General features: G+C 45.4%; 13 protein-coding genes, 4 tRNA genes and 1 pseudogene. 15 read left to right on the forward strand and 3 right to left on the reverse strand.

Going from position 1 to position 12676, the window contains the following annotated elements; all coding sequences use genetic code 11:
• The first annotated feature begins 1 nt into the window (after nt 1).
• From SB724_RS13045 to SB724_RS13070, 6 genes are all read left to right on the forward strand, one after another.
• Complete coding sequence (locus SB724_RS13045) at nt 2–700, forward strand: kinase (RefSeq protein ID WP_410571434.1); 699 nt, start codon at nt 2–4, stop codon at nt 698–700.
• An 87-nt stretch (nt 701–787) separates the two neighbouring features.
• Nucleotides 788–1444, forward strand: a complete 657-nt coding sequence (locus tag SB724_RS13050; RefSeq protein ID WP_007407908.1) for a PIG-L deacetylase family protein — start codon at nt 788–790, stop codon at nt 1442–1444.
• A complete protein-coding gene (locus SB724_RS13055) occupies nt 1441–2775 on the forward strand; it encodes a glycosyltransferase family 4 protein (RefSeq protein WP_410571436.1) in 1335 nt (444 codons plus the stop codon). Before SB724_RS13050 ends, SB724_RS13055 begins: the two co-directional genes overlap by 4 nt.
• Nucleotides 2765–3952, forward strand: coding sequence for a carboxylate--amine ligase (locus tag SB724_RS13060; RefSeq protein WP_007614989.1), 1188 nt, complete (start codon nt 2765–2767; stop codon nt 3950–3952). The genes SB724_RS13055 and SB724_RS13060 overlap by 11 nt, the downstream gene beginning before the upstream one ends.
• Entirely contained in the window at nt 3945–5000 is a 1056-nt protein-coding gene (locus SB724_RS13065) for a phosphotransferase (RefSeq protein WP_410571438.1), read from the forward strand. Before SB724_RS13060 ends, SB724_RS13065 begins: the two co-directional genes overlap by 8 nt.
• Nucleotides 5001–5022: 22 nt before the next feature.
• Entirely contained in the window at nt 5023–6315 is a 1293-nt protein-coding gene (locus tag SB724_RS13070; RefSeq protein ID WP_410571440.1) for a glycosyltransferase family 4 protein, read from the forward strand.
• Between the two features lie 79 nt (nt 6316–6394).
• Here SB724_RS13070 and SB724_RS13075 read toward each other — a convergent pair.
• Nucleotides 6395–6620 (reverse strand): annotated as a pseudogene (locus SB724_RS13075) (mannosyltransferase YkcB-related protein); the annotation flags it as partial.
• A gap of 81 nt (nt 6621–6701) precedes the next feature.
• Nucleotides 6702–6845 carry a YycC family protein gene (locus tag SB724_RS13080; protein ID WP_014306172.1) on the reverse strand — a complete coding sequence of 48 codons (144 nt, stop codon included), beginning with the start codon at nt 6843–6845 and terminating at the stop codon, nt 6702–6704.
• 118 nt (nt 6846–6963) lie between these two features.
• Here SB724_RS13080 and SB724_RS13085 point away from each other — a divergent pair, with 118 nt between their 5' ends.
• Nucleotides 6964–7173 carry a hypothetical protein gene (locus tag SB724_RS13085; protein WP_015418617.1) on the forward strand — a complete coding sequence of 70 codons (210 nt, stop codon included), beginning with the start codon at nt 6964–6966 and terminating at the stop codon, nt 7171–7173.
• 30 nt (nt 7174–7203) lie between these two features.
• Here SB724_RS13085 and SB724_RS13090 read toward each other — a convergent pair whose 3' ends face one another.
• The gene (locus tag SB724_RS13090; RefSeq protein WP_007407900.1) at nt 7204–7401 is read right to left on the reverse strand and encodes a DUF2188 domain-containing protein; all 198 of its coding nucleotides are present in this window, start codon (nt 7399–7401) and stop codon (nt 7204–7206) included.
• 170 nt (nt 7402–7571) lie between these two features.
• Between SB724_RS13090 and dnaB the strand changes: the two genes are divergently transcribed.
• The 8 genes from dnaB to walR all read left to right on the forward strand — a co-directional run bounded on the left by dnaB (nt 7572) and on the right by walR (nt 12671).
• On the forward strand, nt 7572–8936 hold the full coding sequence (gene dnaB, locus SB724_RS13095; RefSeq protein WP_004393100.1) for a replicative DNA helicase: 1365 nt from the start codon (nt 7572–7574) through the stop codon (nt 8934–8936).
• A gap of 117 nt (nt 8937–9053) precedes the next feature.
• Nucleotides 9054–9467 (forward strand): VOC family protein, encoded by a 414-nt coding sequence (locus SB724_RS13100; RefSeq protein WP_044802318.1) that lies wholly within the window; start codon nt 9054–9056, stop codon nt 9465–9467.
• A 238-nt stretch (nt 9468–9705) separates the two neighbouring features.
• A complete protein-coding gene (purA, locus tag SB724_RS13105; protein ID WP_012118894.1) occupies nt 9706–10998 on the forward strand; it encodes an adenylosuccinate synthase in 1293 nt (430 codons plus the stop codon).
• A gap of 202 nt (nt 10999–11200) precedes the next feature.
• Nucleotides 11201–11276: transfer RNA gene (locus SB724_RS13110), tRNA-Lys, on the forward strand.
• Between the two features lie 8 nt (nt 11277–11284).
• Nucleotides 11285–11356: transfer RNA gene (locus tag SB724_RS13115), tRNA-Glu, on the forward strand.
• An 84-nt stretch (nt 11357–11440) separates the two neighbouring features.
• A tRNA-Asp gene (locus tag SB724_RS13120) sits at nt 11441–11517 on the forward strand.
• Nucleotides 11518–11553: 36 nt separating this feature from the next.
• A tRNA-Phe gene (locus tag SB724_RS13125) sits at nt 11554–11626 on the forward strand.
• Between the two features lie 337 nt (nt 11627–11963).
• Nucleotides 11964–12671 carry a cell wall metabolism DNA-binding response regulator WalR gene (walR, locus tag SB724_RS13130; RefSeq protein ID WP_004393104.1) on the forward strand — a complete coding sequence of 236 codons (708 nt, stop codon included), beginning with the start codon at nt 11964–11966 and terminating at the stop codon, nt 12669–12671.
• Nucleotides 12672–12676 lie beyond the last annotated feature (5 nt).

The raw sequence follows: 12676 nt of genomic DNA on the forward strand, positions 1-12676 counted from the left end.
AATGAAAAACCCGCCGATCCGGCGGGTTTTTTTCATGTCAGCAGACGGTGCAGCGCAAGAAAATGATGAGATTGTTTCATTGCCGATCATCACCAGAGTGCATATTATATTACATCATAACGAAGGATGTGTCGGTATGAAACGATTTTTTTCTGAAACATATTTTAATAATCCGGAGAATAAAAAGGCGCTGGAGCACTATCCGTTGATCGGTGACGGAAAAGACGGGGAAGTCTATCGCTTAACACACAACAAATGCGTAAAGTACTTCTTTGAAAAAGGGACATGCAAGAAGGAATTGGCAGCTTTAAAGACCGGACAAGGTTCCCCGGTGATTCCAAGATTGTATGAATACGGAGATCGTTATATTGTGATGGAATATGTCCAAGGCACCTCTCTTGCCCGCCATATCAAACAAGAAAAATCCCTGTCCGTCAAGCTGACTGCTGATATTTTAAATATGCTGGATGAATTAAAGAAAATCGGTTTTACCAGATGGGATGCCGAAATCAGGCACATTCTGATCAATGAATACGGCAATCTTAAAGTTATCGACCATAAAAGAGCTTTTTCCGCCATTACCCGGTTTCCCGTAAAACTATTAAAAGGACTGGACAAATACGGCTTGGCGGATGAGTTTTTGAACACTATAAAAAAATTAAATCCGTCACGTTACCTGGAATGGCAGCCGCACATGTAAGTTTCTGAAAATCCGCACATGTAAGTTTCCTTTTTTTAGGGTCGTCATATGATATTTGTAACATTTGTTTGGTGGAGTGTGGAAAAAATGGCAGAATACATTATGGTTATCGGCGCTCATCCCGATGATGAACTATTGGGATCAGCGGGCACCATAAAACGGCTGATCAATGAAGGATATAAAGTGATTTCCGTTATTACGGCATTAGGAAGAAAAGAAGAAGCTCATCATATTAAACAATTAGGCGAACGCGCGAATCAAGAGCTTGGAATTGAGAAAGTCATCTTTTTGGAGCACACGAATTTAGAGCTGGAATGTATCCCTCTTCATAAGCTTGTTAAAGAATTAGAGCAGCTCATTCGCGTCTATCAGCCTGATAAAATCTTTACACATCATTACGGCGATATCAATATGGACCACCAGAGAACATTCCAAGCAGTTTTAACAGCCGCCAGACCGCTTCCGAATCAAAAGCCTATCGAACTGCTTACGTTTGAAACGCTATCTTCAAGCGAGTGGGAGAGAAATACGGCTGATAAACTCTTCAAGCCTAATTACTTCGTTAACATCACAGACACAATGGATGCCAAACTCGCGGCGCTTCACCACTATGACGTAGAAATGAGGGATTACCCTCATCCCCGTTCATATGAAGGCGTAAAACATTTAGGAAAAGTCAGAGGGATGACGGCGGGTGTGGAATACGCTGAAGCTTTTGAAGTCGTGCGGAGGATCTGGAAATGAACAAGACATTTTCCGTCCCCTACCCGTATATGATCCAGACGCTTGACCGCTACTACGGGGTCAAAACGCGCCCGCAAAAACAGAAAGCCATAAAGACACAGATGAAACATGCAGATCAAATTCCGCCGGTATACAGGAAAAAAAAGAAGTTATCCATTTTGATTGCCACGTTTTGGGACTACCCGCACACGGGCGGTTTATCAAACTATATTAAAACGCTTAGTGAAGGCCTGAAAAAGAGAGGTCATAAGGTGGATGTCATATCCCCTAATCTGTTTCCGTCCGCACAGGTAAAAGAACTGCGGGCGGCTGTTGTTCCGAAATTAAAAGATTTCTTTAAAGACAGATATGGGGATTATAACGATCATATTTTGAAAAATAGTCGGCTGATGTTTATATACGAGCAAATGCTTCAGAAGATTCATTTGGAAAGATATGATGTGTTCCACGCTCAAGATTTATTTACAGCCAATATGTTAGGCAGGTTCAATCAAATCTATAAAAAACCTTTATTTTTCACACCGCATGGCATGTTCACTTTCAACAGACTTAAATTTCACATCTTTAAAAAAGGCTCGGTAGAAGAGATTTATTATAAAAAATTAGAGATGAAAGCGATTGAATACGCAGATCGCCTGATTATTATCAGCGATACGTTCCGCAGCCCGCTCATGAAGCTCGGAGCCGAACAGGAAGACATGACAACGGTGATCACAGGAATCGATTACGATGCCAAAACAGGCGGGAAAAGAAAAATCCCGGTACCGAAAAATAAGCTCATCATCTCGTGTATTGCAAGATTAGGCCCGAGAAAAGGTCACAAATATTTACTGGACGCACTTTCGAGAATTCCATCTGATGTACTTGAGCATGTTGAAGTGCTGATCGCGGGCGACGGAGAGATGAGGAGCGCCTTAGAGGAACAGGCTCGAAAGCTGAATCTGTCTATGGTTTCCTTTTTAGGAAAAAGAGATGATGTTCCCGCTATTTTGAATATGACGGACATATTCGTACTGCCGACCATTAATGATAGTCTGCCTATTTCGATTATTGAAGCGATGTTCAGTGGCACGGCTATCATCGCGACCGATTGCGGGGGTATTCCGGATCTGATCCGCCATAACAAAACGGGGCTTATTGTCGAGCCGGGAAATGCAAAGGTTCTTGCCCGGGCTTTAGCGTTTTTTATCACTAACAAATCTGCGCGGAAGATAGCTGCTTCAAACGCAAAGGCCTACGCGGAGAAATATTTAAGCAGTGAGACGATGATAAAAAATATCGAATCGATTTATCAAAATACCAACAGCTCGGAGGGAGATCATGAAACATGAACATGCAGCCGTTGTACTTGATTTCAGTGCAAACGGGATTGGGATCATTCGCAGTCTGGCCCGAAGAGGAATCGATGTTTACGCATTTGACACGGAGGGACCTTATCGTATCGGAAAATCAAGATTGGCAGATTGCGGGATATGTCCCAGCCCTTTAACACAAGAGGAAGAACTGCTGACATTTCTGACTGATTTCGGGAAGCGATTCCAAGCAAAGCCGGTTCTGTACGCAGGATCTGATGATTATGCGGGATTTATATCTAAATTCCGCGAGACATTAGCCGGTTTTTTTTTATTTTTGCTTCCGAGCCACTCTCTGTTAGAAACGGTTTTAGATAAAAGCAAAGCATATGAATTAGCGGTCAAGCATAACATCCCCTGCCCGAAAACCTTTTTTCCGAACAACCAGGATGAGCTGGAAGAGGCCATCGCCAATATTGACTTCCCGTGTATTTTAAAACCGGTGGCCGGCCATGAATACAGAAAAAAAGTAAACAAAAAAGCAATTGTAATGAAGGATGCCGCACAATTGCGCAAGGAGTTCAGCTCCTACAGAGAAAATGGAGAACTGCTCGTGCAGGAGATCATCCCCGGAGACAACCAGTGTTTCTATAAAGTCGCCACTTTTTATGATGACCAAATGAAATTAATGGGCTTATTCTCTCTGCAAAAGAACCATCAATTCCCTGCAGATTTTGGCGCGGGGGCCCACGTCGTCAGCAAACGGCTTCCTGATTTAATCGAGAAGACCCTGCCGTTTTTTGAAGCGATTCAGCTGAAGGGAGTAGGCATGGCGGAATTTAAAAAGGATCCCCGGGACAATGTTTACAAGTTTATCGAAATTAATCCGCGCTTTTGGCTCAGCCATAGCCTGACAGAACCGGCAGGCGTTCATTTCGTTTACATGTACTATCTGTATTTGACCGGACAACATGTGAAGCCCCAGCTCGAACAAAAAGACGGAATCAACTGGATTTATGAGGTGCGTTACTTCTTAACGTTTTTGAAGAAACGAAAAAGAGGAGAAATGACGTTCCGGGATTTTTGGAAAGGGTGTAAAGGAAAAAAAGAGTACGCTCTTTTTGCTTGGAATGACCCGATGCCATTTATCAGAAACACTTGGTCTCATCTCAAAAACAGCTGGAAACGGAAGCGGAAGGAAGATCGGCATGTATGAAAAGGAGATTTTGTATGGCGCATTTCAAAAAATGAGAATTGACGAAAAACTGTCGTATTCGTTCGGTGAAAGGGCCGCGGTGAATCCGGATGACATCACGTGCCTGAAATCGACGGACAGAAGCGCCATTTATAAACTGTCTGTAAAGAAAAAATCCGGCACTGTTCCGCTGATATTGAAGGTATATAAATCTTCCCGTGAAAAAAATAAGGTCGAGATTAATATATACGGGAAAGCCCGTTCTGTTTTAGGGGATTTGCTGCCGGACATCTATCATATAGAAGAAAGTGACCATGAAACGTGGATATTTATGGAGTTTGTCAGTCAGATCAGGGGACAGCTTACATTTCACCCGAAGCATTTCAAGTATATTATTCCTTCTGTCGCAGAACTGCACAGCCGCACCTTTGAAAACAAGAATATTTCTGACGGTAAATGGCGGTCGTGGCTGCCGGTATACAAATCGGAAACCATGAGAAAAGGGAGTAAAAAGCAGATCAAAAAGACAGCGGAATTTTTGGATAGAGCTCTTAAAGATGAGCGTACAAAAGATATCGTGAAGCCTCATTATCGGCAAATCACAAACTTGCTTGAGCAGGAGGGGCCGGATTTTTTCCCTGAATTGATACAAAACGGCTCAGCCATCACACACGGTGATCTTCATATGCAGAATATCTGCACCCACGATGCGTCCGGACATGAACCGTGGGATATTCAATTCATCGATTGGGAATCCGCAAAATACGCGCCGGTTTGGTTTGATATGACGGTGCTGGTCGAAATTCTGCTTGGCTTCAGAAAAGATTGGAGCCGGCATGCAGAAGATATTCGGACGTATTGCGTAAAAGTGTATACGAAAGAAATGAAAAAGCGGGGCATTCATTTTCAGACCCCTCCTATGACGCTTTATAAAATGGCTTATTTGCAGAGAACACTTGAGAAAGGGCTTCATACCCAATTGCGGAGAATCTTCGACAATCGGGGAGGGGAACTGCTGCCGTATCATGTTGACAAAGTGTCAAAATGGGGACGGGAATTAGGATTATAAGTTTGAGAGAGGGGGAGCGGATTTGAGAGAAGAGATCGGCAAGCCGAACGGTCTGGTGCCTCCAGCCTTATTGCGCGTCATGGATCAATTTTACGGGATCGAACATCAAAGTGAGCCAGAGATGCTGTATTCGTTCTGTGCGGAAGGAAAAAGCTCCCCCAAACGAAAAAAGCCATTGCGTATTCTGTACGCAACCTTTCTCCGTTACCCGAATGTCGGAGGGTTGGCGAGTTATATCACGTCAATTAAGACCGGTTTTGAGCGCATCGGTCATCAGGCGGATGTCATCTCGCCGCTCCAAATGCCGCCAACTTTTTTTCAGGAAGATATCCCGCGGGCCGCTGACGAGATCAGAGCGTTTCTTGTTGGCAGATACGGCGCCGTAAATGAAAAGTTTGTGAAGAATCTCAGCTATTTACATGTCTTTCAAAGATTTTTGAAGGAGAAAGACTTAGAACAATATGACCTGTTTCACGCGCAGGATTTATTTGCGGTATTTTTGCTGGGATACCTTAATCAAACGTATCGGCGTCCTCTTTTTTTCACGCCGCACGGACATTTTACGAAAAGCCGGATGAAGTTTCATAAAATCCAAAAGGGTTCAATAGAAGAGGCATATTTCAGTGAAATAGAAAGGCAGGGTATTCGGGCTTCGGATAAAATCATTACAATCAGCAACTCCTTTCACGAGCCCTTGCTGGAGTACGGAGCGAAGGAGACTCAGCTGACGACTGTTCATACCGGTATTCACATTCAGGATGCCCCTGAGCCAAAGCGTGCTGAAAAGCTCGTGATTGCGTGCGTTTCCCGTCTGACCGAGCGAAAAGGACATGATGTGCTGCTGGACGCTCTCGCACACATCCGGCACCATTTATCCGGAGTCGATATATGGATCATCGGAGACGGCAACATGAGAGGGTTTCTGGAAGAAAAGAAACGGAAACTGGGCCTCTCGAATGTGTTTTTCCTCGGAAAACGACGTGATGTGCCGGCGCTTTTGGCTGAATCATCTATATTTGTCCTGCCGACATTGAATGATAATTTCCCTATAGCGATCATTGAAGCGATGTTCTCAGGTCAAGCCATTGTTGCAACTGACTGCGGAGGAATCCCTGAGATGATCCGGCATGAGGACACAGGGCTTATCTGTCAGCCCGGCAACAGCCGCGAGCTTGCTGATGCTCTCGTAATGCTGATTACGGATCAGTCTCTCAGGGAACGGCTTGGAAAAGAAGCGCGCTCTTATGCGGGCCGGCATCTGCGTCAGGAACTGATGGTTTCAAAAATAGAAAGGATTTATCAATCATTTTTCTGAATGATACCTGCGCCGCATGGCAGGTGCTTAAAGAGCAAAATAAAGAGGCCGGTGTTTAACTATCCAGCCTCTTTCCGAGCTATTTTTTCATCTCATACAGAGTCTGCTGACTTTGTCCGCCCGGGCCGCCTGTCATTCCTTGCCGGGCTGAGCTTGTTTTTTTCGGTGCTGTATTGGTCAGCTGAGATTTTTGTGCCGTTCTTTTTAATCCATGAGACAAGCTTTGTGTTGCCTGAATTGTTTCCGGATAATAAGAAATATTTCACTTTTCCTTCGTCAACAAGTTTTTTCAGCTGTGAGACTGTTTTACCAAAAATTTCTCCACGAAAAAAGAGGCGGAAAGCCATCGCTTCCGCCTCCCGCACATATATATGAGAGAGCAGCCTTTATTTGTGATCGTTCTCTTTTTGGATTTCAGCTAATTTGGCAAGCAGAATGTGCTGAGGCATGTGCATGATTCTCTCAAGCGGCATATTCAGTGATTCTGCGAGTTTTTGCGCCGTTTCGGCGGAAATTTGCAGCGGTTTCATGTGATCACTCCTTCCGTTTCTTTATTGTACTAAAATCAGAAATCTATCGTAAGAGGATATGACAAAGGAATGGAGGTTTGAAAAGCGGGGCTTTATAACAGAATGGGGGAGGTTTTTTATGCAATCGCCATTGATGTTATTACAGCTGAAGCTGGCTGATTATCAGAAAAAAGCCGCAGAACTGCGGACAATTGACGAATTTATCATACTGAAACAGACATTGCAGGACATGATGAAAGTATTCGCCGCCTGTGAAGAATGGGAGCTGTATCAAAAAACGGCCGATCTCATGGCGCAGACGGTGCTGCACATCCGTTTCATTGAATAAGAAAAGCCCTCGCTCGGGCGAAGGCTTTTCTTAAAAGGACCGTTCTTCTTCAATGTTTTTATGCTGATCATAAATGACAAGCTTAGACGGGCTGTTCTCTTTAGCCGTCTGCTCCGCTTTCTCGATCGCCGCGTCCTTCGATGTATAAAGAGCCGTCGGCGCCACATTTTCCACCTTCACAAACCATCCGTCCGCATCAACACTGGGTGTTACTGCATATGTTTTCATCCTTCTTACCTCCCGGTTTCGATTTATTTATCAGTTTCCCGGCATTCGGAATGGTGAAACACGCAGCCGCCGTTTGACAAATACAGGGAAAGTGATATTTTTCTATTCTTTTTCATGAGAAATGGTAAAATGGAGTTTGGATATTTTTTAAGGAGAGGACGGTGCTTAGCATGACAGACCTTCTGAATGATCGGCTGCCGCCGCAAAACATAGAAGCTGAGCAGGCCGTGTTAGGTGCTGTTTTTTTACAGCCGTCTGCGTTGACACTGGCTTCTGAAGTGTTGATTCCGGATGATTTCTACAGAATGTCACATCAAAAAATTTACAATGCCATGCTCGTGCTCGGAGACCGCGGTGAACCGGTTGATTTGGTCACGGTAACGTCAGAGCTTGCGAATACCGATTTGTTAGAAGAGGTGGGAGGCGTCTCTTACCTGACGGACATCGCGAATTCCGTTCCGACAGCGGCTAATATAGAATATTACGCGAAAATCGTTGAGGAAAAATCCATTCTCCGCCGTTTAATCAGAACGGCGACCTCGATTGCTCAAGACGGGTATACGCGCGAGGATGAAGTTGAAGATTTATTAAGCGATGCGGAAAAAACGATTATGGAGGTCGCGCAGCGAAAAAATTCGGGCGCCTTCCAAAATATTAAAGACGTGCTTGTGCAAACATACGACAACATTGAGCAGCTTCACAACCGGAAAGGCGATATTACCGGGATTCCGACCGGTTTTATCGAGCTTGACCGGATGACAGCGGGGTTTCAGCGGAATGATTTGATCATTGTCGCGGCCCGTCCGTCTGTGGGGAAAACGGCGTTCGCCTTAAATATTGCGCAAAACGTGGCCACCAAAACGGATGAGAGCGTCGCGATATTCAGTCTTGAGATGGGTGCCGAGCAGCTTGTCATGCGTATGCTCTGCGCCGAAGGGAATATTAATGCCCAAAATCTCAGAACGGGAAATCTGACGGAAGAAGATTGGGGCAAGCTGACGATGGCGATGGGAAGCCTGTCAAACAGCGGTATCTTTATAGATGACACCCCCGGCATCCGCGTCAGCGAAATCCGTTCAAAATGCCGCCGGCTGAAGCAGGAAAACGGATTGGGCATGATTTTAATTGACTACTTGCAGCTCATTCAGGGAAGCGGCCGTTCAAGCGACAACCGCCAGCAAGAGGTATCGGAAATTTCACGGGCGCTAAAAGCGCTGGCGCGGGAGCTTGAAGTCCCGGTCATCGCTCTGTCTCAGCTCTCCCGGGGTGTTGAGCAGCGGCAGGATAAACGTCCGATGATGTCAGATATCCGTGAGTCGGGAAGTATTGAGCAGGATGCCGACATCGTCGCCTTCCTGTATCGTGATGATTACTATGATAAAGAATCCGAAAACAAAAACATCATCGAGATCATTATCGCCAAACAGCGTAACGGCCCGGTGGGCACCGTCTCACTGGCTTTTGTGAAAGAATACAATAAGTTCGTAAACCTGGAAAGGCGCTTTGATGACGGCGGTGTTCCGGCAGGTGCGTAAAGCCTCAAGCAATGTCTTGAGGCTTTTTTTCATTCGAAAGAATGAGAGAATGCCGTCCGTTCGGCAGACGAAAAAAAGAAAGCGCTTTTATATAATGGGATTAAGGGAGGGATGATGATGACAATTGAATTTCCGCAATTTCAAGCGGCGCAAATCCGGATTGCCCGGCCGACCGGACAGCTCAAAGAAATCATCAGGTTTTATGAAGAGGGCCTCGGGCTGAAGAGGGTCGGCAGCTTTTCCGGACATAGAGGCTACAGCGGTGTCATGTTCGGCCTGCCCCATACGCAATATCACTTAGAATTCACCGAAGAAACCGGCGCGTCTCAGCCGGCGCCCGTTCCGCACGGCGACAGCCTGCTTGTCTTTTACATCCAGGATCAGCAGGAGGTCATTCGCATCAGCACGAAATTAAAGCAGATGGGATATGAGGAGAAAGCACCCGAAAACCCGTACTGGGAAGAAAAAGGCGTGACCATCGAAGATCCTGACGGCTGGCGGGTCGTCCTGATGAATACAAGCGGCATATAAATGACTGTCTGAAGAACCCTGATTACGGGTTCTTTTTCTTGTTAAAGCATGAAAGTTTCAGGAGTAATAGATAGTAAATGAAAGAGAAAACGCTTTTAATCATGTTTAAGGCGAACAAATATAGATTGATAAGATTTTAATGTTCGGATTTACGATTGACTTTCTGTTTCGGCACTGATACACTTAATTTGTTTGAATGAGATATCGTTTTGAAAGGTTAACGGAGGTGCACGGATATATGTCTTCAGTAGTCGTAGTAGGTACGCAGTGGGGCGATGAAGGAAAAGGTAAAATTACAGACTTCCTATCAGAAAATGCAGAAGTGATCGCACGTTATCAAGGCGGAAACAATGCAGGACATACCATCAAGTTTGATGGCGTCACGTACAAGCTTCATTTAATCCCATCAGGAATTTTTTATAAAGAAAAAGCGTGTGTCATCGGGAACGGAATGGTTGTTGATCCGAAAGCGCTCATAACGGAGCTTGCGTATCTTCATGAACGCAATGTGAGCACGGATAACTTGAGAATCAGCAACAGAGCCCACGTCATTCTTCCATACCATCTGAAACTGGATGAAGTAGAGGAAGAACGCAAAGGGGCCAACAAGATCGGCACAACGAAAAAAGGCATCGGACCTGCTTATATGGACAAAGCGGCGCGGATCGGCATCCGGATCGCAGACCTGCTAGATCGTGACGTGTTTGCAGAAAAGCTTGAACGGAACCTTGAAGAGAAAAACCGTCTGCTTGAAAAAATGTATGAAACGGAAGGCTTCAAAATTGAAGATATTCTGGATGAGTATTATGAATACGGCCAGCAGATTAAAAAGTATGTATGCGATACATCCGTCGTCTTAAATGACGCGCTGGATGAAGGCCGCCGCGTTTTATTTGAAGGCGCTCAAGGGGTTATGCTTGATATTGACCAAGGGACATACCCGTTTGTCACTTCATCCAACCCGGTCGCCGGAGGGGTGACGATCGGTTCAGGCGTAGGCCCGACAAAAATCCAGCACGTCGTCGGTGTATCTAAAGCGTACACAACCCGTGTCGGTGACGGTCCTTTCCCGACTGAGCTGAAAGATGAAATCGGGGATCAAATCCGTGAAGTCGGACGCGAATACGGCACAACGACAGGCCGTCCGCGCCGTGTCGGCTGGTTTGACAGCGTTGTTGTCCGCCATGCCCGCCGCGTCAGCGGAATCACAGATCTTTCTCTGAATTCAATCGATGTGCTGACTGGCATTGAAACATTGAAAATCTGTGTCGCTTACCGCTACAAAGGTGAAGTGATTGAAGAATTCCCGGCAAGTCTGAAAGCTCTCGCAGAGTGTGAACCGGTATATGAAGAAATGCCTGGCTGGACGGAAGATATCACAGGCGCAAAAACATTAAGCGATCTTCCTGAAAATGCGCGCCATTATCTGGAACGCGTATCTCAGCTGACAGGTATTCCGCTTTCTATTTTCTCTGTCGGTCCCGACCGTTCACAAACGAACGTCATCCGCAGTGTATACCGCGCTAACTAAGAATTTGCAGCAAACAAGCCTCCGGTCACGGAGGCTTGTTTTTTTATGTAGGAAAAAAATAATAGATTTTTTTCAAAAAAGTAGTTGCCACTTTCGAATGTTCTATGATATTATAAATCTCGTTGTTACGGAACAGCTTCAATAGAGTACTGCAAGAAAGCTTTTGTCTGAATGCTCTATGATACATAATCCGACACATCAAGAGCCATTAGCTCAGTTGGTAGAGCATCTGACTTTTAATCAGAGGGTCGAAGGTTCGAGTCCTTCATGGCTCACCACTTTTTATGGCCCGTTGGTCAAGCGGTTAAGACACCGCCCTTTCACGGCGGTAACACGGGTTCGAATCCCGTACGGGTCATTGATTTACTTTAGCGTTATTGCTAACTCCTTATTTGTCCTCGGAGGGCCGCCACGATACGGCTCTCCGGACAAATTACTGTAAGGTCCGGTAGTTCAGTTGGTTAGAATGCCTGCCTGTCACGCAGGAGGTCGCGGGTTCGAGTCCCGTCCGGACCGCCATTTTACTTTACTTTATAGTATAGAAAAGAAACATCTGGCTCGGTAGCTCAGTTGGTAGAGCAACGGACTGAAAATCCGTGTGTCGGCGGTTCGATTCCGTCCCGAGCCACTTACCCAAACGCATCTGCAATAGTAGGTGCGTTTTTTCTTTTGTTATAAAAAAAGGGAGAGCCGGCTTTTCAGCCGGCCCAGAAGAAGACGTCAAACACTAGACGGCGTTTTTTTTCGTGAGGTTTCAAAAAAATATTATTTTTTAAAAGAAAATAAAAAACATGACAAAAGGATGGCAGTTCAATACGTTTTTGCGCTGTTCTCTTTAATTTTTTTATCTTTTGACCTGAAACCGTTATAATAGACGGGGAACGTTTTTCACGATCCGAATTGTGATCATCATGAAACATCAATAGATGAAATGAAGTCATTCTGGCAGGAGGAAAATCAAGATGATGGATAAGAAAATCCTTGTAGTCGATGATGAAAAACCGATTGCAGATATATTAGAGTTTAATTTAAGAAAAGAAGGCTATGACGTGCATTGTGCGTACGACGGAAACGAAGCCGTGGAAATGGTGGAGGAGCTTCAGCCTGATTTAATTCTTTTAGATATTATGCTTCCGAATAAAGACGGAGTTGAAGTGTGCCGGGAAGTCCGGAAAAAATATGATATGCCGATTATTATGCTGACGGCAAAAGACTCGGAGATTGACAAAGTCATCGGGCTTGAAATCGGAGCGGATGACTATGTCACGAAGCCTTTCAGCACGCGTGAGCTTCTGGCTCGCGTCAAAGCGAACCTGCGCCGCCAGCTTACGGTTGCGCCGGCTGAGGAAGAATCAGCTTCTAATGACATTCATATCGGTTCTCTCGTCATCTTCCCTGACGCTTATGTCGTATCAAAAAGAGAAGAAACGATCGAGCTGACTCATCGTGAGTTTGAATTGCTTCATTACTTAGCCAAACATATCGGACAGGTTATGACGCGTGAGCATCTGCTGCAGACTGTGTGGGGCTATGACTATTTCGGTGACGTGAGAACGGTGGATGTAACAGTGCGCCGCCTTCGCGAGAAAATCGAGGATAATCCGAGCCATCCGAACTGGATCGTCACAAGACGGGGTGTCGGTTATTACTTGAGAAACCCTGAACAGGACTAACCGGC

The sequence above is a fragment of the Bacillus sp. SIMBA_031 genome (genome assembly GCF_046535225.1).
Lineage (GTDB): Bacteria > Bacillota > Bacilli > Bacillales > Bacillaceae > Bacillus > Bacillus velezensis.